The organism is Ruegeria marisrubri, from assembly GCF_001507595.1.
Lineage (GTDB): Bacteria > Pseudomonadota > Alphaproteobacteria > Rhodobacterales > Rhodobacteraceae > Ruegeria > Ruegeria marisrubri.
In genome coordinates this window covers 70,395-90,809 of record NZ_LQBQ01000002.1, presented here as the reverse complement: position 1 = coordinate 90,809, position 20,415 = coordinate 70,395, and the positions used below count along the sequence as shown (strand labels likewise).

Sequence of the window (20,415 nt, the reverse complement as noted above, 5' to 3'; positions counted from 1 at the left end):
CGCGCATAGGGGAGGCATTGATGCAGGACGATCCGAAAACCCTCGTTTCCACAGACTGGCTTGCCGCTCATCTCAAGGATCCGGACCTTCGGATTCTGGATGGGTCCTGGTACCTGCCCCAGCAGGGCCGCGACGCGAAAGCCGAATATGACGAGGCGCATATCCCCGGTGCCCGCTTCTTTGACATTGACGAGATTTCCGATCACCGCTCGGACCTGCCGCACATGGCGCCGCCGGTGGAGAAATTCATGTCGCGCCTGCGTGCCATGGGCGTCGGCGACGGCCATCAGGTCGTGGTCTATGACGGCGCCGGCTTGATGTCGGCGGCCCGCGTCTGGTGGCTGTTCCGCCTGATGGGGCAGGAAAACGTGGCCGTTCTGGACGGCGGCTTTCCCAAATGGAAGGCCGAAGGTCGCGAAATCGAGGACCTGCCCCCGGTGATCCGCGACCGCCACATGACCGTGCGCGTGCAGAACCACCTTGTCCGCGACGTGACCCAAGTGTCGGCCGCCGCCAAGCTGGCCGATCACGAGATCATCGACGCCCGTTCCGCCGGGCGCTTTGCCGGAACCGAGCCGGAACCGCGCGAAGGCCTGCGGTCGGGCCATATCCCCGGCTCGCGCAACGTGCCCTTTGACAGCCTGCTCAACAAGGATGGCACGATGAAATCACCCGAAGAATGCCGCGCCGTGTTCGAGGCTGCCGGCGTCGAACTGTCGAAACCCGCCATCACCACCTGCGGATCCGGCGTGACCGCAGCCATCATCAGCCTTGCGCTCGAGCGCATGGGCAAGAAAGATCACTCGCTTTATGACGGCAGCTGGGCCGAATGGGGTGCCTTCCCGACCCTGCCCGTCGCAACCGGAGAGTCCTGATGTTCGAGAACCTCAAGCCGCAGCCAGCCGACAAGATCCTGGCGTTGATGCAGATGTATCGCGATGACCCGCGCGAGCAGAAGATCGACTTGGGCGTGGGCGTCTACAAGAATGCCGACGGCGTGACGCCCGTCATGCGCGCGGTCAAGGCCGCCGAGCTTCGCATCTGGGAAGAGCAGCAGACCAAGGCCTATACCGGTCTGGCTGGTGACCCGGCCTATGCGGACGTGATGATCAACCTCATTCTCGGAACCACGGTGCCGCGCGCCAATGTGGCGGCTGTTGCGACGCCGGGTGGAACCGGCGCTTGCCGTCAGGCGTTTGAATTGATCCGCATGGCCAACCCCTCGGCCCGGGTGTTCGTCTCGAACCCGACCTGGCCGAACCACATTTCGATTCTGAACTACCTGGGCATCGAAACCGTCGCCTACCGCTATTTCGACGATGAAACCCGCGGCGTCGATTTCGACGGCATGATCGAGGACCTCAAGACCGCCAATGCCGGCGACGTGGTGCTGCTGCATGGTTGCTGCCACAACCCGACCGGCGCCAACCTGAACATGGTGCAGTGGCAAGAGGTGGTGAACCTGATCAACGACCGCGGCCTGGTGGCCATGATCGACATCGCCTACCAGGGTTTCGGCGACGGACTGAACGAGGACGCGCAGGCGACCCGCCTTGTCGCCTCTTCGGTCAAGGAATGCCTGATCGCCGCTTCCTGCTCGAAGAACTTCGGCGTCTATCGCGAGCGCACCGGCCTTTTGATGGCCGTCAGCGCCGATGCCGGTCAGACCGCGCTGAACCAGGGCACGCTGGCCTTCCTGAACCGCCAGAACTACTCGTTCCCGCCGGATCATGGCGCGCGAGTCGTGACCCGGATCCTGCAGGACGAAGAGCTGCGCGCCGACTGGGCGGCGGAACTGGAAGAGGTGCGCCTGTCGATGCTGGGTCTGCGCCAGCAACTGGCCGACGAACTGCAGCGCCTGACCGGCTCGGACCGGTTCGGTTTCCTTGCCCAGCATCGCGGCATGTTCTCGCGCCTCGGCGCCTCGCCCGAACTGGTCGAGAAGCTGCGGGTCGAGCATGGCATCTACATGGTCGGCGACAGCCGCATGAACATCGCCGGCCTGAATGAAAAAACCGTGCCGATCCTTGCCAAGGCGATCGTCGAGGTCGGCGTCTGAGTCGACACCATCTTTGGAAAAAGAGAAAACCCGGGCGCGGATGCCCGGGTTTTTTTTGTTGTTGTGGCGGGGCGCTCAGCCCTTGGAGAACTCGGGATAGGCTTCCATCCCCAGCTCGGCCATGTCGAGACCGTTGATCTCTTCTTCCTCGCCGACCCGCAGGCCCACGGTGGCCTTGATGATCGCGAACAGGACATAGCTGACCGCGAAGACGAAGATGCCGATTGCCAGGAACCCGATGATCTGGGTGACGAAGGAAGCGTCCGAGTTGGTCCAGGCCACGATGAAGGTGCCCCAGAAACCCGCGATCAGGTGCACCGGGATGGCGCCGACGACGTCGTCGATCTTCATGCGGTCCAGCATCGGAACCGCGAAAACCACGATCACGCCGCCGATGCCGCCGATTATCAGCGACTGGAACAGCGACGGGGCCAGCGGCTCGGCGGTGATCGACACAAGGCCGGCCAGCGCGCCGTTCAGCGTCATGGTCAGATCGACCTTGCCATAGCGCACCTGGGTCAGCAGCAGCACGGCGACGGCGCCGGCGGCAGCGGCCATGTTGGTGTTGGCAAAGATGCGGCTGATGTCGGCAACGTCACCGATGGTGCCCATGGCCAGCTGCGAACCGCCGTTGAAGCCGAACCAGCCGAGCCACAGGATGAAGGTGCCCAGCGTGGCCAGGGCGAGGTTCGAGCCCGGGATCGGATGGACCTTGCCGTCCTTGGTGAACTTGCCGATGCGCGGACCCAGCACGATGGCGCCGGCCAGAGCGGCGAAACCGCCTGCGGCATGGACCAGGGTCGAACCGGCGAAGTCAGAGAAACCCATCTCGGACAGCCAGCCGCCGCCCCACTGCCACGAGGCCTCGATCGGGTAGATGATGCCGGTCAACACGACCACGAACAGCAGGAAGGGCCACAGCTTGACGCGCTCGGCCATGGTGCCCGAAACGATCGAGGCGGTGGTGGCGCAGAACATGAGCTGGAAGAAGAAGTCGGAACCGACAGACGCATAGGACAGGTCGGTTTCCGTGTCGGCCAGCCCAACGGGTTCGAGAGATGTGGGCGAGAACGCCCCCAGGAAACCGGTGATCGACCAGCCATCGCCCGGATACATCAGGTTGAAGCCAACCAGCCAGTACATGATCGCGGCCAGCGAAAACAGCGCGATGTTCTTGGTCAGCTGCATGGTCACGTTCTTGGAGCGGACCAGGCCGGCTTCGAGCATGGCAAAGCCCGCGGCCATCCAGAAGACCAGGAAACCGCCGACCAGAAACAGCAACGAGGTCAGGATGTATTGCGTATGTTGCGCCGCCTCGCCGCTGGCTGCGGCCTCCTGGGCCAGGCCCATTTGCGGCAACGCGGCGATCGCGACCGCGGGAATGAGAGTTTTGATTAGGTTCATTTTGATGTCCTCGGAGTGGAAGTGGCGGCGCTCAGAGCGCATCTTCGTCGGTTTCCCCGGTCCGCACGCGCACGGCCTGCTCGACGTCGAGCACGAAGATCTTGCCGTCGCCGATCTTGCCGGTCCTTGCGGTCGAGGAGATGGTTTCCGTGATCTGTTCGACCATCGTGGCGGGAACCACGATTTCGAGCTTGATCTTGGGAACGAAATTCACGGCATATTCCGCGCCCCGGTAGATTTCCGTGTGACCGGACTGCGAGCCGAAGCCCTTGATCTCGGTCACCATCATGCCGCGCACGCCCGCTTCGGTCAGTGCCTCGCGCACCTCCTCGAGCTTGAACGGCTTGATTGTCGCAATGATGAGTTTCACGTCTTTACCCCTTTGCCTTGCCGGCCACCCGGCCTGTTTGCACGTGCAGAAAAGCCGTGGCATGGGGCTTAGAGGAACCGCTCAGTGGGGTTGATTTTCCAAAACATCAGAAATATTGCACATTTTTTGCACATATCCGGTAGGGTGATTATTTTTTAATCGCTCCTGCAAGCATGGTTTATGGAAAATCGCACCTCTACACCGGCGGCCGGGCAGGCTATTGTCCGGCTCAAACAAGAAACGGGCAGAGTTGAGCATGACTGAGTCCAAGCGCCGCAAGCCACGGCTGGTGGCGGACAAGAGATACCCGTCCGCGGGCAGGGGCAAACCTTCGGGCAAGGCCGGAGGCAAAAAGCCGGCACGCAAGGCAACATCGGGAAAATCCGGGGCGAAAAAACCGTCGCGCCGCACAACGCGCCGGTCAACGAAAAAGTCCGGCGGCGGAGGTGGAATCCTCGGTCTGTTCCGCCGTTTCTTTGGTTGGTTGTTCCGCCTTGTCTGGGGCATCACCTGGCGCGTGGGAATGGTTGCCGCGCTGCTGATCGCCCTGGCGGTGGGGCTGGTTTACACGACCCTTCCCGAATCCGAGGCCCTGCTGGACGGGCGCGCGCGCGGCTCGGTCACGCTGCTGGACCGTGACGGCAAGGTGTTTGCGTGGCGCGGCGACCAGTTCGGGGGCGTGATCACCGCAGACACCGTCTCGCCGCATCTCAAGCACGCGGTCATCGCCACCGAGGACAAGCGTTTCTATCGCCATTTCGGCATCAGCCCGCGCGGCATCGCCAGCGCCATCCGCATCAATCTGAGCGAAGGGCGCGGCCCTTTGTCCGGGCACGGCGGCTCGACCATCACCCAGCAGACCGCCAAGCTGTTGTGTCTGGGCGTGCCCTACGAGCCAGAGAAATGGGACTCCGAGGCCGCCTACGAGGCCGACTGCCGCCAGGGCTCGCTGTGGCGCAAGGCCAAGGAGGCCATCTATGCGATGGCGATGGAGGTCAAGTATACCAAGGACGAGATCCTGACGATCTATCTCAACCGGGCCTTCCTTGGCGCGGGCGCGCGTGGGTTCGAGGCCGCCAGCCAGCGATACTTCGGAAAATCGGCGGCCGAAGTCGACCCGGCCGAGGCGGCGATGCTGGCCGGTCTGCTGGTGGCGCCGACCCGATATGCGCCGACCAACAACCTGCAACGGTCGCAGAACAGGGCGAATGTGGTCATCGGGCTGATGGAGGATCAGGGATATCTGACCGCAGCCCAGGCCCGGGACGCGCGCAACAACCCCGCGCAGCTCTCCGAGGCGGCAGCGGCCCGGGCGGGCGGGTATTTCGCCGATTGGGTGATGGCCAGCGGGCCGGAATTCTTTACCCGCAACACGACCGAAGACGTGGTGATCCGCACCACGCTGGACCAGCGGATACAGGCGGCGGCGGAAGAGGCGCTCAAGTTCATCTTCCAGGAAAAGGTCAAACCCGGCTCCAAGGCGCAGGCGGCCATCGTGGTGATGTCGGCGGACGGCGCGGTCCGCGCCATGGTCGGCGGGCGCAAGACCCGCGTCTCGGGCGCGTTCAACCGCGCGACCCAGGCGCTGCGGCAGACCGGTTCTTCCTTCAAGCCCTTCGTCTATGCCACTGCGCTGGAACTGGGATATTCACCGCTCGATACGGTGGTGGACGAACCTTATTGCGAGATGATCCCCGGCTCGGGCCAGTGGTGCCCGAAGAACTACACCAACAAGCATTACGGTCGCGTGACGTTGACGCGGGCGCTGAGGGATTCTCTGAACGTCCCCGCCGTGAAGGTGGCCAACATCGCCGGACTGGACAATGTGCGTACCGTGGCCAGCGGCTTTGGCATCGACAGCGATCTGGCCTCGGGGCCCGCGCTGGCGCTGGGGGTCTCGGAAAGCACGCTGATCGAGATGACCGGCGCCTATGCGGGCATCCTCAATGGCGGCTCCTCGGTGGAGCCCTACGGGCTGACCGAGTTGAAACTGCTGGGCGACGACCAGCCGCTGATGGTGACCACGACCGGCATCGGCGAACGGGTGATCCGCACCGATGCGGCGCAGCAGCTGATCTGGATGATGGAGAAGGTCGTCTCGGAAGGGTCGGGCAAACGGGCGGCGCTGCCGGGCTGGCAGGTGGCGGGCAAGACCGGCACCACGCAGGCGGCGCGGGATGCCTGGTTCATCGGCTTCACCGCCGATTATGTGGCCGGGGTCTGGATGGGCTATGACGACAACACGCCGCTTTCGGGGGTCACTGGCGGTGGTCTGCCCGCCGAGATCTGGCACGAAACCATGATGCGGGTGACCGAGGGCATGACGCCGACACCCCTGCCCATGCAGCCGCCCAAGGAGCCCACCCAGACAGCCCAACCCAACCGGAGCCGGAAGGGCGGCGGCGGGCTGGGCTTTGCGGTGGAAAAGCTGCTCAGGGATATTTTCGGCGGTAATTGATGGGGCGCCTGCCTTTCGTGTTTTCCCCGGCGAGAAGAGAATTGTGTTGCGGCGGGCAGGCGGCCCGCCCTTGGCGACCCGCATTCTTGTAACGGCAGAGAATCACTCGCCATGGGCAGGGCGAATCACAATGCGGCCCGATTCGCCAAGTTTGGCCAAGAAAATGTCAAAAACCACGAAGAATTCAACCTGTGCTTGAATTCCTTTCCGTTTGGGGGGACGCGGAAAGATTAACGGTTTGGTAGTGAATTGTGTGACGGGGGAAGTCTGCCTCGTGTAAGTGCGGCGCAAATTAGCCCGCTTAGTACAACGTAGTATGGAGTAACAAACATGTTGAATACTGTCCGCAAAATTTTCGTGCAGCTGCGCCGCGACGAGCGTGGGGCAACCCTGGTGGAATATGCGATTGCGCTGCTGGTCGCGATTGGTGTTGGCGGCTTCATCGTCTCCAACCTGGCGGTGCACACCCAAGACAACTTCTGTGACGCGGATAACGTGATCCAAGGAAACGCTCTTTCCACTGCCGGTGGCTGCTGATCGACCGGTCACACCTGACAAATTCTGCAGCGGCTAACGCTGCAGAAATGGCACAAACTCATTTGATGCAGGTTTCCGCGCACCCGAGTGCGTGCCATGGCAGCGTCCATTTCATGGCTGCCCACCTGATGTCGGGTGTTTCGCATGGCCAAACCGCGGAACACCCGGCAGACCAGTTCATCTTCGCACTGTTCGGAACAGTTGGATGGTGCGGTGCGCCTGACGTGAAGCCGTTGTCCGGATCGATGACGAATGCGCCACAGAATTAGGAGACGAAAATGAGATTGAAATCCTTGATGATGACGGTTTTCGGGATCGCTGTGGCTGGCGGCGCGGTTCTCGTTGCGCAAAATCAACTGCAAGAGGCATCCCAGGTCGCTGATCCGACGATCGTCCGGGTGGTGGCCGCGGCCGAGGACATTCCGTTCGGCGCAACGATCGAGGGGCACCAGCTGACCTCGATCGAATGGCCTGCGGAATCGGTGCCGAAGGGTGTCTTCACCAGCTATGACCAGGTTCTGCCGCAAAACGGTGGCGAGCCGCGCCGCGCCAAGCGGGCACTGGCCCAGGGCGAAATCCTGCTGACCTCGAAAGTGTCGAATTTCGGCGAGAAGGTCACCATCGTCCAGACAATCGGCGAAAACAACCGCGCCATGGCGCTGAACGTGAACGCTCAGACCGGCGTTGGCGGCTTTGTCACGCCGGGCGACAATGTCGATATCGTGCTGACCCAAGGCAGCGGCGACACGCTGCGCGCGGTCACCATCCTGCAGAACATCCGGGTCATCGGCGTTGACCAGAAGGCGGACGAGGATCTCGACCAGCCCGGCGTCGCGCGCACGGTGACGGTCGAAGTGACGCCCGAGCAGGGCCAACGCCTGGCGCTGGCGCAGAAGGCCGGGCAGCTGAGCCTGTCGCTGCGCTCGCTGAACACCGAAGAGGACAAGCCTCTGGAAGCGGTTCGCCTGAGCGACATCCTGCTTGAGAAATCGCCGCTCGAGGAAGGTGCCCCCAAGCCGATCGTCCGCGTGCGCCGCGGCACGGGTGAAATCGAAGAGGTTCCCGTTGTCGGCAGCACTTCCGAAGAAGAAGTCCCCGTGAACTGATCGACAGGAAGCCAGTGGAGTGACCGCCATGAAACGGATCAGCGAATTCAAGAAAGACGAAGGGGGCATGATCCTGGTCTTTGTCGCGCTGTTCCTGGTCGTCATCTTCGGAATGACCGCGCTGACCTTCGATCTGGGGCGGATGGCCTCGACGCAGACGGACCTTCAGGCCTATGCCGACCACGTCGCGCTGGCAGCTGCCGGCGAACTGGATGGCAGCAACGACGCGATCACCCGCGCCACGCTTGCGGCGGAAAACATGATCCGCGACCGTCAGAGCTTTGCCACCGGCGACCGCGATCTGGACTCGATCGCCGATTTCTCGCTGCGGTTCCTGAGCGGCCTGCCGGACGCGGCCGCCGATCCCGATGACAATGACCCGGTTGACGCCTTCGTGACCAATGATCCGACCCAGGCCGGCATGGTCGAGGTCACGGCGACCCCCAGAACCGTTTTCCTGCCCTTCGCGAACGCGCTTGCCGCGCTGCTGGGTGTTGCCGGGCCGGATGGGACGGTCGGCGCCGTGGCGATCGCCGGGTACACGCAATACGCCTGCGATGTCACGCCGCTGATGTTCTGCATTCCGCCGAACTGGACGGCTGACGCGAACAAGGGGGCGACGATCAACCTGCGCACCGGTGGCAACAATGCCTTCTGGGAGCCCGGAAACTTCGGCTTTCTCGATCCCGAAGACAACCTGATCAACCCCACCGGTCCCTGCGCGGGGCTGACCGGATCGAAACTGTATATCTGCATGGTTGCGGCGAACGGGCCTCTGACCAAATGCGTCAAGCAAACCGGCGTCGATACGGAAGTCGGGCAGAGGAACGGGATCGGCAGCGCCATCTACAACTCGCGCTTCGACATTTTCATGGCGACCATGAGCCAGCTCAAGAATGACCCTGACTATGCCCCCGGTCCGCAGGTCATCAGCGGGTGGGAAAACTCTGGCGGCGGGTGCCTGAAGAACAACCCGACTGTGTCAACGGATTCGATGCCCTTCCCGCCGGATGACTGCTTTGCGACGGATTCCTGCGCACCCTATGCCCGCTTTGGTGACGCCGACTGGTCGCAGGGCAAGGACAAGTATCTTTCCCTGAACTATGGCAATGGCGGTACCTATGTGGATCCGCCGAACTCGCTGACACCGCATCCGGCGGGCCCGCCGACGCCAGTCGGCACCACGCGGTACGACATGTACCTGGAGGAGATCAGCAGGACCGCGGCAGGTGATGACATTCTCGAAGGCCGGAGCGAAAGCGGCAGGCCGCAATGCGCAAACACCACGGTTGATGATCCGAACCGTCGTACTTTCATCGCCGCGGCCATTGATTGCGCAGCAAACCCGATCCAGGGGCGTACGCAGGACGTGCCGGTCAAGGAATTCGTGAAAGTGTTCCTGATCCAGCCGCTCGAAAGTTCTTCGGGATCGGATTTCGACATCTACGTCGAGGTTGTCGAAAAAGTTGGCGGCGGTGCCGGCAGCAGCAATATCGACTCCATTTTCCGGGATGTGGTGCGGCTATACAGATGAAACGGCTCAGAAAACATATCGCCCGGCTGAAAGGCTGTGATGCTGGCGGACCCGTAGTCGAATTCGCCATTGTCCTGCCCCTTATCCTGCTGTTCATCGCCATCATCATCGAAGGCGGGCGGATCACCTGGATATATCAGTCGGCGGCCGCCGGGGTGCGCGACGCATCGCGGATGGTGGCCCGGATCGCGCCGATCGATCTTTGCCCGGCCGGAAGCGTTGCAGGCTACGATGCCATGGTGACGGATATCGTCGAGAACCGCCTGAACGGACCATCGGTCATCCCGGGGGGGGCCACCCTTCTGGACGTGATCCCGGTGCTTCACACCAGAACCGGTGCCTATCGCATCGACCCGACCTGCGTGGTCGAAGTCCGTGCCCAAGTTCAGATCGACTACATTTTTGGCGGCGTCTTCGGATGGTTCGGAAACCCGCTGGGGCCGGTTGTGACCGAGGTCGCCGATCAGAGCAGGATTTTCGGAGTATGACAAACTGGCCGCATATCACCCGAGCGTTTCGGCGCGACACCCGCGGCACCGCGTTGGTCGAGCTTGCCATCGTGCTGCCGCTGTTCCTGCTGCTGATGTTCGGCGTCCTGGAATACGGGCGTCTGTTCTGGAATTCGACGATGTCGCAGAAAGCCATGCAGATGGCCGCGCGTCTCGCGACGGTGGGGCCGCCGCTTTGTGCAGGGGTGCCCACCGTTCACGAAATCACCGACCCGCCGCCGGCCAACACGCAATATGGCACGCTGTGCCGAGGCACAGGTGTCTGCGCAACTGTCGCCGCGGTCAGCTGCACCCTTTCGAACGCCCTTGATGACGGTGTGTATGACGGAACCTATGCAGATCGGGTGTGGACGAGCATAGAGCCGCTTTTGCCGCCCGGATCCAGCCCCAGCAACGTGCAGTTCACCTATTCCCAGGATCCCGATCTCGGCTTCCTTGGCGGGCCCTACACGCCGGTGGTCACGGCCGAGCTGGTCAACGTGAACTTTGATTTCGTCCTGCCGATCGGTGGTCTGGCTGCCTTGGCGGCAAACGACCCGACACTCGCAGCAAGCACACCAAACAGCATTTCGATCCCAGCCATGAGCACCTCGGTTCCAGGTGAGGATCTCGACAGCGGAGCCGGAGACTAAGGAGAGGTTTCATGAGTAACTCACAATTATCAGTTCTTTTGATTTCGCCGGATCAGGAAATCTATTCGACGATTGAAAAGTCGCTGGCGAAGGAAGCCGGCTGCCGCTTCACCGGCAAGCAGGGAACGGTCGCGGGCGTAAATGGATCCGCGATTCCTCTGGTTGGGCGGAATGACGTGGTTCTCTTCGATCTGGACGAGAGCGACGACAATCTTCTTCAGTCTGCACGTGACATCTGCGAGGCGCGTCGGCCCAACGCGATCATCATTGCGCTGGCATCCGACAACCTGCCGCTGGAAAAGGCACGCCAACTGCGCCGGATCGGCGTGGATGATGTGCTCCCGAGAAATTCGGTGCAGGATGAGATCATCCCGCAGGTCCAGTCCATTCGCGAACGCCGCGAAGCACAGCTTCCCGCGATTTGGGGCGGGCATGCGACGCAAGGCAAGGTGATCGCCGTTGCCCAGTCTCGCGGAGGCGTCGGTTCGTCCATCCTGGCGGCAAACCTCGCCAACGAATTGCAGGACAAGCAGGGCTTCTTCAAGAAGAAGGCAAAGAACGACGTCGCGCTGGTCGACCTTGATTTCCAGTTTGGATCGCTTGCCGCGATGATGGATGTCGAGGAAAGCGACGCGATGTGGCGCATGGCGATGGAGGGCAGCATTCCGGACAGTGCGTTTCTGGAACAGGCGATGACGAAATCGAAATGCGGCGTCGATGTTTTGCCCGCCCCGTCGCGCTACGGGCCTCTGAATGCAATCAAGGAAGAGCAGGTCTCGGCCATTCTCGACAGCCTGAAGCGTAGCCACGACTATATCGTGGTTGATCTGCCGCGCGCCCTGGTCGAATGGCTGACACCGGTTCTGACGCAGGCCGACAGACTCTATCTGGTGACGGACGTCTCCGTTCCTTCGGTGCGCTCAGCGCGGAAACTGATGGATTTCTATCAGGCGGAAAACCCGGCGTTGGAAATTCAGCTGGTTGCCAGCTTCGAAAAGAAGCCGTTGATCCAGGCGGCGCATCACAGGGCTGCGACCAAGCTGCTGGACAAGGAATTTTCGTATTGGGTGCCGAAGGACGAAAGAACGACCCGCGAGGCGCTGGATCGTGGCGTACCTCTCCACGATGTTTCGAGCCGCGCGCCGCTCACCAAGACCATTCGGAAGATGGCACTGGACATGTCCCACGCGTTGCCGCCGCGGGCTGGCCACCACTGAAGTTTGGGCAACTGTGAAATGAAGATGATGAGTAAGTGAGGGTCAGCTAATGTTCCGTGAATTTGATAGAGTTACCCGCCGGCCCACAGAGGTGGCAAAGGTTGTCCAGCTGAGCGACAAGAAACCGGTAGAAGATGCGGCAGAAATCTCCTCGTTCGAGGCCGAAAAACTGGCGCTGCAGCATGATGTCGAAGTCGACCGACTGGAACTCAAGGGCCGGTTGCACAATACGCTTCTGGACAAGCTCAACCTCGCGGTAATCGACAAGGTTGAAGAAGACACCCTGCGGGGCGAAATCGGCAAGCATGTCACCGAGACGCTGCGGGCCGAGGGGCGGGCGATGCGCAGCGACGAGATCAAGCCTCTCGTCGATGAATTGATGTACGAAGTGTTGGGGCTCGGACCGCTCGAACCCCTTTTGGCCGACCCTTCCGTCAACGACATTCTGGTGAATGGGCACCAGCAGGTGTTCGTTGAACGCGATGGCGTTCTGGAAAAAACGGCGACGCGGTTCAGGGACGAACGGCATCTGTTGCGGATCATCGACAAGATCGTCAGCCGCGTGGGTCGCCGGATCGATGAACGGCAGCCATGGGTCGATGCGCGACTGGATGACGGCAGCCGCGTCAACGCGATCATCCGCCCATGTGCCCTGGACGGCCCTGCGCTTTCGATCCGGAAGTTCTCCAAGGTCCCTCTGACGATGGAGCGCCTGATCAAGAACGAGGCGCTGAACGAGAGCGCCGCGGCGCTGCTGCGTGGCCTCGTGGACGCCAAGATGAACATCCTCATTTCCGGGGGTACGGGTTCGGGCAAGACGACGATGCTGAATGCCCTGTCGTCCTACATCAGCCCGAAAGAGCGGATCGTCACGATCGAGGATGCGGCCGAACTCCAGCTGCAGCAGGAACATGTCCTGCGAATGGAAACCCGCCCGGCCGGCCTGGACGGAACCGGCGCCGTGCATCAGCGCGACCTGGTTCGGAACGCGCTGCGTATGCGGCCTGACCGGATCATCGTGGGCGAGGTTCGCGGCGCCGAGGCGTTCGACATGCTGCAGGCCATGAATACGGGCCATGACGGCTCTATGACCACGGTTCACGCAAACAGCCCGCGCGACGCCCTGTCGCGAGTCGAGCAGATGGTGCAGATGGGGGGGCTGGAGCTGCCGCACGCGGCAATCCGGGCAACGATCGCCTCAGCAATCCATTTCGTCCTGCAGCTCAACCGCCTGTCGGATGGTTCGCGCCGGGTCATGTCCGTGTCCGAGATTACCGGCATGGAAGGTGATATCGTGACCATGCAGGACATCTTTGTCTTCAAACGCGAAGGCAAAGACGAGGCCGGCAGGGTCAAGGGCCGCTTCATGCCGACGGGCATTCGCCCCAAGTCGAGCGATGTTCTGGCCGCTGCAGGAGTCGACTTGTCCAGCATCAAGTTCAACTGAGGGAGGCCGGTATGTTTGAGAATTTCCGAACCTTTCTGTCTCAGTTGAGCCTGGACACGTTGTTCGGCCCTGAATTGGAGGTTGCCGGTTACGATGTCAGGTTCGTGATCACACTGACGATATTCCTGGGCGCTCTGATCGCATTCGAGGGTATCCGCCAGTTTCTCAAAAGGGGTGAAAACCGCGAGGAGGCCATAAACCGCCGGATCAAGATGCTGAACGAAGGCAAAACCGGCGAAGATGTCCTCAACTTGTTGAAACCGCCCCCGTCGAAACCGTTGATGAAGAAGATCCCGTTTGCGGGGGATCTGCCTGCCGCGCTGAAGGCCTCGGACCTGTCGATGCCGCCCGAAATGTTCCTTATCGGGTGTGGCGCGGCCTTCCTCATTTCTTCCATCGCGGGTTCGATGGTTTCCGATCCGATGAAAGTGATCCCGGTTTCAGCCCTTGTTTTCCTGATCCTGCCGCTGGCCATCGTGGGCAACAACCTCAACAAACGCAAAGCGAATCTGGTCAAGCAACTGCCTGATGCACTGGATCTGATGTCACGCGGGCTGAAGGTGGGCCATCCTCTCAACACGACGCTGCAGAGCGTTGCCAACGAAATGCCCGATCCCATTGGCACCGAGTTCGGTCTCGTCGTGGACCAGGTCGCTTACGGTGACGAATTGACCACTGCGATCAGGGCAATGGCCGATCGCTTGGAGGAGGAGGATATCCAGTACCTGGCGGTCGCCCTGACCATGCAGCACGGCACCGGAGGTGACCTGGCCGGAATTCTGCGTACTCTGGCCCGTGTGATCCGCGCTAGAATGTCCCTGCGCCGCAAGATCAAGGCGATCACGGCCGAAGGGCGCATGACCGCCTATATTCTTTCCTGCGTCCCGGTCGCGATCGTTTTGGTCATGACCATCTTTACGCCCAGCTTTTATGGCGACGTCATGCACTATCCGATCTTCTGGCCAATCATGGGTGCGATCGCCTTTGCAGTAGTGCTGAACGCCTTCATTCTGCTGAAACTCGTCAATTTCAGGATCTGAGGAGACGGATATGGACTTCTCGTTTATTGGATCGTTTTTCGAAGGCGAATTGGCCACCCAGGTCGTCGTGTTCGGATTGGTCGCCATCGGAGCTGTCTTGGCCTTCTTTGGCATTTCGTCTTCTCTGAGCGAAAGAGCATCCGCTGCCGAAAGGATGGCGCCCAAGCGTGCGCGCGGCAACCTGGCTCGGGAGGTTCCAGAAAACGTTGAGGGAAAAAACCCGACTGGGCTGAGTGCCGCGCTTATCCCCAATGATGCAAACCTCCGGTTCGAGGTCGGGCAGGCGCTCGCGCGTTCGGGATTCCGCGGTGAAAATGCGATTGCGAATTTCTACCTGATCCGACTGGGGTTGGCGACGTTTCTGCCCCTGGTCTTTCTTGCGGCGGTGGCGTGGCAACCGGCCAACGATTTCGGAGCTTGGCTGGGTCGATATGTGTCGGGTCTGGATACGTTTGCCATTTTCAGGAACGTGGCGATTCTTTGCTGGCTGGGCTTTTTCGTTCCGCAGTACTGGCTCAACGCGCGGATCAAAGAGCGCAAACGGAGGATGGAGGAAGCCTTTCCGAATATGCTCGATCTCTTGCAGATCGGTATCGAGGCCGGGATGGGTTTTGACCATGCCTTGCTGAAGGTGGGCGTGGAAATACAGCGCGTGGCCCCGGAAATGTCCGAAGAAATTCTGATCGCCCTGAGCGAGATCCAGGCCGGGCGTGACCGGGAAGCGGCTCTCATGAGGATGGCGCGCAGAACGGGAATCGAGGAAATGAACTCCTTCGTGAGCGTGGTTCTGCAGTCGGCCCGTTTTGGCGTTCCGCTCGCGAGCGCCCTGAATACCTATGCAGAAGAAATGCGCGAACTGCGGCAAACGCGGGCGCAGGAGAAGGCCAACAAATTGCCGGTGCAGATGTCGGCTGTCATGGCCTTTCTCATGTTGCCGGTTCTGCTCGCCCTGATTCTGGCTCCCATCATCATCCGCTATGTGGCAACCTTCGGGGCGTAAGAGCCAGGCGGATCATTGACCGCACAATCATTCCGGGGCGGCGGGGAAGGGGCGATGTTGTCCTCGTCCTTTGGGGAAGGGGCGATGTTGTCCTCGTCCTTTGCAACGACCAGCAGTGGTTTAAATTGCCATTCCGAAGACGGGAAAGACGCACCGTGCGGCTTCAGGCTGCGCAACGGCCACGCTGCTCTGTGTCTGTTGTTCGGATTTTGCCTGGATCTGCAGGTAAATGGTGGAGCCTAGGGGAGTCGAACCCCTGACCTCTTGCATGCCATGCAAGCGCTCTCCCAACTGAGCTAAGGCCCCATTCCGGTACCGCCTTGGCGGTGGACGGACGTTTATGAAACGCGGATGCGGAGTGCAAGCCCAAAAAAACGATTCAAACGAAAAACTTTGAACTCGATCCTAGCCGCGGCCGCCCTCCTCGGAGGCGCGAACGGGGCGGGCATCCATGCCGCCCCTGTCTTGCGTCAGGACTCGTCATCGGAGGACATGTCGGTGATGTCGTCCAGCGAGACGTTGTCGTCGTCGTCTTCTTCGAGAATGTCGTCATCCAGTTCGACGTCGACGGCGTCGTCATCATCCAGGACGAGATCGTCTTCCGTGACCGACTGACGGGCCTTGGCCGAGGCTGCATCCTCGGCATCAGCCGAGATCATCCGGCTCTTGCCGGTTTCCAGTTCCACGATCTCGCCGGTATAGGGGCTGACGATCGGGTCCTTGTTCAGGTCATAAAACCGTTTGCCGGTGGTCGGGCAAACACGCTTTACACCCCATTCTTCCTTGGGCATGTGAAATCCCCTTGATATCTGGTGAGTCGTAGCAACGATTCAGGTCACCTGCCACAAGCGGTAGGGACTGTCAAAGCCTTTGCGCACAGGAGAGGGGCGTCTTGGGACGACACGCATTGAATGGCCATCCTCCGGTGCCGCTGACCCTGCGCCGTTCGGCGCGCGCGCGCAGGATCAGTCTGCGAATTTCCCAATTGGACGGGCGCGTTACGCTGACCTTGCCGGTCGGTGTGCCCGAGTCGGAGGCTCTGGATTTCGCCCGGACAAAGGAAGACTGGATTCGCCGACATCTGCAGTCGCGGCCCGAAGAAATCCGCGTCGCATTCGGCGAAACAGTTCCGATCGAGGGCCATTCGCACCGAATCGTTCCGGCCAAGGGGCGGCGCGTCGAGCTGCACCAAGGCGAAGTCGCGGTTCCCGAGGGTGCGGAGGCACGGCGATTGTCCAGGTTTCTGAAAGAGCTTGCCCGTGAACGGCTGACCGAGGCCTGCGACGGGTATGCCTCGGCGCTGGGCCGCCCCTATGCGCGACTGACCCTGCGTGACACGCGGTCCCGCTGGGGGTCGTGCAGCACGGACGGCAGGTTGATGTTTTCCTGGCGATTGATTCTCGCGCCTCCTGACGTCCTGCGCTATGTCGCCGCGCACGAAGTCGCGCATCTGGCCGAGATGAATCACTCCCCCGCGTTCTGGGCGCATGTCCAGGGGATTTTCGGCGCCTACGACCGCCCCCGCCGGTGGCTGCGTGACAATGGGGCGACGCTACACCGTTACCGGTTCGATGCAGGTGAGAGTTGACGGGGGGGCGTTTTGTGATCACATGGGTGCATGTTGAACGCGCGCCCCTCCGACACGCAAACCGCTACCCACGATCAGGTCTATCGCACCCTGCGGTCGAGAATCATGCATGGCGAGATCCCGCCCGGCCAGGCCTTTACCCTGCGCGGGATCGGCAAGGAATTCGGTGTCTCGATGACGCCCGCGCGCGAGGCCGTGCGCCGCCTGGCGGCCGAGGGGGCGCTGTTCCTGTCCTCGTCGGGCCGGGTTTCGACGCCCGAACTGACCAATGACCGGATCGAGGAACTTGCCGCCCTGCGCGCGCTGCTTGAGGTGGAACTGGCCAGCCGTGCCCTGCCGCGTGCGCATATCGCGCTGATAGACAGGCTCCAGACGATCAACATGAACGTGGCCGAGATGGTGAACAAGCGGGATGCCGTGGGTTACATCCGCGCCAATCTCGAGTTTCACCGGACGCTCTACCTGCGGGCCCAGGCCCCCGCGATGCTGGCGATTGCCGAAACCGTCTGGCTGCAACTTGGTCCGACGATGCGGGCGCTTTACGGCCGGCTGCGCCGGACCGAGCCGCCGCATTACCACAAGCTGATCATCGCCGCGCTGAAGGCCGGAGACGAGCCCGGTTTGCGCCTTGCCGTGCGCTCGGACGTGACGCAGGGGCTGCGGCTTCTGGTGTCCTGAGCGGCTTGTCGCCCATCGGGTTTTCTCGGCCGTCGTGTCTGGTGCCGTGGGGCTGATCGCGGTAGATTTGGCCCGAGGCATACAAGAGCAGGGCAGGACCATGATCAATCGGCGCGTTTTCTCTCTTGGCATCGGTGCGGTTTTTCTGTCCGCCTGTTCAGGAGGCGGGGTCACGCAGAATGCGCCTGCGTCGCGCATGCGCGCCGTCCCGAATTCGGGCTGGGATGCCTGGGTGGCAGGCTTCAAGGGTCGCGCTGCGGCCAAGGGCATTTCGCAATCGACCATCGATCGCGCGTTTCGCGGGGCGGGATATCTGCCGGGCGTGATCGAGAAGGATCGCAACCAGGTCGAGTTCAAGCGTTCGCTCGAGGACTATCTGGCCATCGCCGCTTCGGATGAACGCATCGGCACCGGAAGGCAGATGCTTCAGCGACATGGCGCCACCCTGTCGCAGATCGAATCGCGCTATGGCGTGGACAAGGAGATCGTCGTTGCCATCTGGGGGCTTGAAAGCCGCTATGGCCAGCGCCGCGGCGATGTTCCCGTCATTTCCGCCCTCTCCACTCTGGCCTATGACGGCCGGCGCGGCTCGTTCTTCGAAAGCCAGCTGATCGCGGCGCTGAAGATCCTGCAGAACGGCGATACCACGCCCGAACGGATGACCGGCAGCTGGGCCGGTGCGATGGGGCACACGCAGTTCATCCCGACCTCGTATCTTGCCTATGCGGTGGATTTCACTGGCGACGGGCGTCGCGACATCTGGTCCGACGACCCGACGGATTCACTTGCCTCTACCGCGGCCTACCTGTCGCGCGCAGGGTGGGTGCGCGGCCAGCCCTGGGGCGGCGAGGTGGGTTCGGCCGCGGCCAGTTCGGGCACGCCGATTGCGGTTCTGCAGCCCCAGAAACCCGGACCGCGCATTGCCGTGTTCCGCAATTTCAAGGTGATCAAGCGCTACAACAACTCGGACAGCTACGCGATCGGCGTCGGGCATCTGGCCGACCGGATCGCGGGCGGAGGGCCGTTCCAGGCGTCATTCGGGCCGGATGAAAACGGCCTGACCCTGGAAGATCGCAAGGATCTGCAGCGCCGCCTGACCTCTGCCGGCTATGACACGCAGGGTGCCGACGGGGTGATCGGCAACAATACCAAGTCCGCGATCAGCGCCTATCAGAGCGCCAGCGGACTGCCGGTGACCGGGGAACCTTCGGTGGCGTTGTTGCGACGGCTGGGCGGCTGACGGATCAGGCCGCCAGCCCTTTCGAGCCGATGTCGAGGAATTTCTGCCGCCGATCCTGGATCAGCGCGGCCGCATCCTTGCCTTCGAGTTCTTTCAGCATTCCGGCCAGCGCCTCGCGCACGGCCTCGATCGTGCCCTGCCGGTTGCGATGCGCCCCGCCGCGTGGCTCGGGGATGATGTGGTCGATCACGCCCAGTTTCTTGAGGTCCTGCGCGGTCAAGCGCAGCGCATCGGCGGCCTCGCGCATCTTCTCGGCATCCTTCCACAGGATCGAGGCGCAGCCCTCGGGCGAAATCACCGAATAGATCGAGTGTTCCAGCATCGCGACGCGGTTGGCTGTGGCAAAAGCCACGGCGCCGCCCGAGCCACCCTCTCCGATGATCACCGACACCAGCGGCACGCCAATCTTCAGGCACATCTCGGTCGAGCGCGCGATGGCCTCGGACTGGCCGCGTTCCTCGGCACCCTTGCCGGGATAGGCCCCCGCCGTATCGACTAGGGTGATCACGGGCAGGCCGAAACGTCCGGCCATTTCCATCAGGCGCACGGCCTTGCGGTAGCCTTCCGGTCGCGCCATGCCGAAATTGCGCTCGATCCGCGATTTGGTGTCGCTGCCCTTTTCGTGGCCGATCACCATGACGGGTTTGTCATTGAAACGGGCAAGGCCGCCCATCACCGCAAGGTCATCGGCAAAGTTCCGGTCGCCCGCCAACGGAGTGTATTCCGTGAACAGCGCCTCGATATAGTCCTTGCAATGGGGCCGCTCGGGATGACGCGCGACCTGGCATTTCCGCCAGGGGGTCAGATCCCTGTACAACTCGTCCAGCAGTTTCGACGCTTTCGCATCCAGCGCCGCCGCTTCTTCCGATACGTCCATCTCTTCGTTGGCGCGGGCCAACGCGCGCAACTCCTCGGCCTTGCCTTCGATCTCGGCCAGGGGTTTCTCGAAATCCAGATACTGGGTCATGACGCCTCTCAACGCGGAATTTCCACGCTATATGACCTCTGGTCACGTCAGATGCAACTCGCCTCGCGCTCAGTTGGGCCAGAGCACGGGGTAAAGCGAGGCAACCAGCAGCGCGGCCATGGTCCAGTTGAACAAGGCCAGCCGCCGCGGATTGGTCAGAATCCGCGCCATCTGCAGGCCAGCCAGCGTCCACGAGCTGACCGTAGGCAGGTTGATCGCACCGAACACGACCGCGACGAAAACGATCGCCCGGTCGTTTCACTCTGCGGGGTCGGAGCGGCATGCGCGATCTTCCAGGCCAGCCACAGCAGATAAATCACGGAACCGGCCTTGAGCGCCGTGTAGCTGAAGGGGAAGGCGTCAAAGACCTGAACCAGGCCGCCGCCGTCGAGTATCTGCTGCGCGTGGAATGCGCCGATCTGGCCAGTTACAAGCAGTTTAATACGGAAACTCTGGGAACGACGCCGCATGTGACGTCGGTCACTTCTTATGTGGTTATGGGGTCTCCCAAGGTTCTGCGCGCGTGAAGGGCCTTGTTCCACAGGGCGTTGCGGCCTAGATTCCAATCAAGGACCGCGTGATGGGCAGGCTCGGGCCGGTTGTGCCGGCTCTCTGACAGGGAGAACAGG

19 protein-coding genes, 1 tRNA gene and 2 pseudogenes are annotated in these 20,415 nt (G+C 61.9%); 16 read left to right on the top strand and 6 right to left on the bottom strand.

All coding sequences use genetic code 11. The annotated features are described in order from the left end of the window. The first annotated feature begins 20 nt into the window (after nucleotides 1–20). Both sseA and AVO45_RS04765 read left to right on the top strand, forming a co-directional pair. Nucleotides 21–875 carry a 3-mercaptopyruvate sulfurtransferase gene (gene sseA, locus AVO45_RS04770; RefSeq protein WP_068344794.1) on the top strand — a complete coding sequence of 285 codons (855 nt, stop codon included), beginning with the start codon at nucleotides 21–23 and terminating at the stop codon, nucleotides 873–875. Next, complete coding sequence (locus tag AVO45_RS04765) at nucleotides 875–2,059, top strand: amino acid aminotransferase (protein WP_068344793.1); 1,185 nt, start codon at nucleotides 875–877, stop codon at nucleotides 2,057–2,059. The genes sseA and AVO45_RS04765 overlap by 1 nt, the downstream gene beginning before the upstream one ends. A 75-nt stretch (nucleotides 2,060–2,134) precedes the next feature. Here the strand turns inward: AVO45_RS04765 and AVO45_RS04760 are convergent, their stop codons facing one another. Beyond that, entirely contained in the window at nucleotides 2,135–3,463 is a 1,329-nt protein-coding gene (locus AVO45_RS04760) for an ammonium transporter (protein WP_068344846.1), read from the bottom strand. A 31-nt stretch (nucleotides 3,464–3,494) separates the two neighbouring features. Then, nucleotides 3,495–3,833 (bottom strand): P-II family nitrogen regulator, encoded by a 339-nt coding sequence (locus AVO45_RS04755; protein ID WP_068344792.1) that lies wholly within the window; start codon nucleotides 3,831–3,833, stop codon nucleotides 3,495–3,497. A 256-nt stretch (nucleotides 3,834–4,089) separates the two neighbouring features. Here AVO45_RS04755 and AVO45_RS04750 point away from each other — a divergent pair, with 256 nt between their 5' ends. The 10 genes from AVO45_RS04750 to AVO45_RS04705 all read left to right on the top strand — a co-directional run bounded on the left by AVO45_RS04750 (nucleotide 4,090) and on the right by AVO45_RS04705 (nucleotide 15,313). Next, complete coding sequence (locus AVO45_RS04750) at nucleotides 4,090–6,291, top strand: transglycosylase domain-containing protein (protein WP_068344791.1); 2,202 nt, start codon at nucleotides 4,090–4,092, stop codon at nucleotides 6,289–6,291. A gap of 330 nt (nucleotides 6,292–6,621) precedes the next feature. Further along, complete coding sequence (locus tag AVO45_RS04745; protein ID WP_068344790.1) at nucleotides 6,622–6,828, top strand: Flp family type IVb pilin; 207 nt, start codon at nucleotides 6,622–6,624, stop codon at nucleotides 6,826–6,828. Nucleotides 6,829–7,106: 278 nt separating this feature from the next. Then, complete coding sequence (gene cpaB / locus AVO45_RS04740) at nucleotides 7,107–7,934, top strand: Flp pilus assembly protein CpaB (RefSeq protein ID WP_068344789.1); 828 nt, start codon at nucleotides 7,107–7,109, stop codon at nucleotides 7,932–7,934. A 28-nt stretch (nucleotides 7,935–7,962) separates the two neighbouring features. Next, nucleotides 7,963–9,468, top strand: a complete 1,506-nt coding sequence (locus AVO45_RS04735) for a pilus assembly protein TadG-related protein (RefSeq protein WP_068344788.1) — start codon at nucleotides 7,963–7,965, stop codon at nucleotides 9,466–9,468. Next, nucleotides 9,465–9,956: a TadE/TadG family type IV pilus assembly protein gene (locus AVO45_RS04730; RefSeq protein ID WP_068344787.1), complete on the top strand. Its 492-nt coding sequence runs from the start codon at nucleotides 9,465–9,467 to the stop codon at nucleotides 9,954–9,956. The genes AVO45_RS04735 and AVO45_RS04730 overlap by 4 nt, the downstream gene beginning before the upstream one ends. Next, complete coding sequence (locus AVO45_RS04725; protein WP_068344786.1) at nucleotides 9,953–10,609, top strand: TadE/TadG family type IV pilus assembly protein; 657 nt, start codon at nucleotides 9,953–9,955, stop codon at nucleotides 10,607–10,609. The genes AVO45_RS04730 and AVO45_RS04725 overlap by 4 nt, the downstream gene beginning before the upstream one ends. Before the next feature lie 11 nt (nucleotides 10,610–10,620). Next, nucleotides 10,621–11,826: a CpaE/TadZ family protein gene (locus tag AVO45_RS04720; protein ID WP_082688662.1), complete on the top strand. Its 1,206-nt coding sequence runs from the start codon at nucleotides 10,621–10,623 to the stop codon at nucleotides 11,824–11,826. A gap of 91 nt (nucleotides 11,827–11,917) precedes the next feature. Further along, nucleotides 11,918–13,273, top strand: coding sequence for a TadA family conjugal transfer-associated ATPase (locus AVO45_RS04715; protein WP_240482071.1), 1,356 nt, complete (start codon nucleotides 11,918–11,920; stop codon nucleotides 13,271–13,273). A gap of 11 nt (nucleotides 13,274–13,284) precedes the next feature. Further along, nucleotides 13,285–14,313, top strand: coding sequence for a type II secretion system F family protein (locus AVO45_RS04710; protein ID WP_068344783.1), 1,029 nt, complete (start codon nucleotides 13,285–13,287; stop codon nucleotides 14,311–14,313). Nucleotides 14,314–14,410: 97 nt separating this feature from the next. Continuing rightward, complete coding sequence (locus AVO45_RS04705) at nucleotides 14,411–15,313, top strand: type II secretion system F family protein (RefSeq protein WP_205627852.1); 903 nt, start codon at nucleotides 14,411–14,413, stop codon at nucleotides 15,311–15,313. A 230-nt stretch (nucleotides 15,314–15,543) separates the two neighbouring features. Here the strand turns inward: AVO45_RS04705 and AVO45_RS04700 are convergent. After that, a tRNA-Ala gene (locus AVO45_RS04700) sits at nucleotides 15,544–15,619 on the bottom strand. A gap of 164 nt (nucleotides 15,620–15,783) precedes the next feature. Beyond that, nucleotides 15,784–16,104, bottom strand: coding sequence for a TIGR02300 family protein (locus AVO45_RS04695; protein WP_068344781.1), 321 nt, complete (start codon nucleotides 16,102–16,104; stop codon nucleotides 15,784–15,786). A 101-nt stretch (nucleotides 16,105–16,205) separates the two neighbouring features. On the opposite strand from AVO45_RS04695, the gene AVO45_RS04690 reads away from it, so the two are divergent. The 3 genes from AVO45_RS04690 to AVO45_RS04680 all read left to right on the top strand — a co-directional run bounded on the left by AVO45_RS04690 (nucleotide 16,206) and on the right by AVO45_RS04680 (nucleotide 18,819). Next, a complete protein-coding gene (locus AVO45_RS04690; RefSeq protein ID WP_068344780.1) occupies nucleotides 16,206–16,901 on the top strand; it encodes a M48 family metallopeptidase in 696 nt (231 codons plus the stop codon). Between the two features lie 30 nt (nucleotides 16,902–16,931). Continuing rightward, a complete protein-coding gene (locus AVO45_RS04685; RefSeq protein ID WP_068344779.1) occupies nucleotides 16,932–17,579 on the top strand; it encodes a GntR family transcriptional regulator in 648 nt (215 codons plus the stop codon). A gap of 100 nt (nucleotides 17,580–17,679) precedes the next feature. Continuing rightward, nucleotides 17,680–18,819 carry a lytic murein transglycosylase gene (locus AVO45_RS04680; RefSeq protein WP_068344778.1) on the top strand — a complete coding sequence of 380 codons (1,140 nt, stop codon included), beginning with the start codon at nucleotides 17,680–17,682 and terminating at the stop codon, nucleotides 18,817–18,819. A 4-nt stretch (nucleotides 18,820–18,823) separates the two neighbouring features. On the opposite strand, the gene AVO45_RS04675 is transcribed toward AVO45_RS04680, so the two are convergent. After that, nucleotides 18,824–19,786 carry an acetyl-CoA carboxylase carboxyltransferase subunit alpha gene (locus tag AVO45_RS04675; protein ID WP_068344777.1) on the bottom strand — a complete coding sequence of 321 codons (963 nt, stop codon included), beginning with the start codon at nucleotides 19,784–19,786 and terminating at the stop codon, nucleotides 18,824–18,826. A gap of 69 nt (nucleotides 19,787–19,855) precedes the next feature. Further along, nucleotides 19,856–20,181 (bottom strand): annotated as a pseudogene (locus tag AVO45_RS19300) (LysE family translocator); the annotation flags it as partial. On the opposite strand from AVO45_RS19300, the pseudogene AVO45_RS04670 reads away from it, so the two are divergent. Further along, a pseudogene (locus AVO45_RS04670) lies at nucleotides 20,173–20,313 on the top strand (Lrp/AsnC ligand binding domain-containing protein); the annotation flags it as partial. The pseudogenes AVO45_RS19300 and AVO45_RS04670 sit on opposite strands and share 9 nt — an antisense overlap. Between the last annotated feature and the right edge of the window lie 102 nt (nucleotides 20,314–20,415).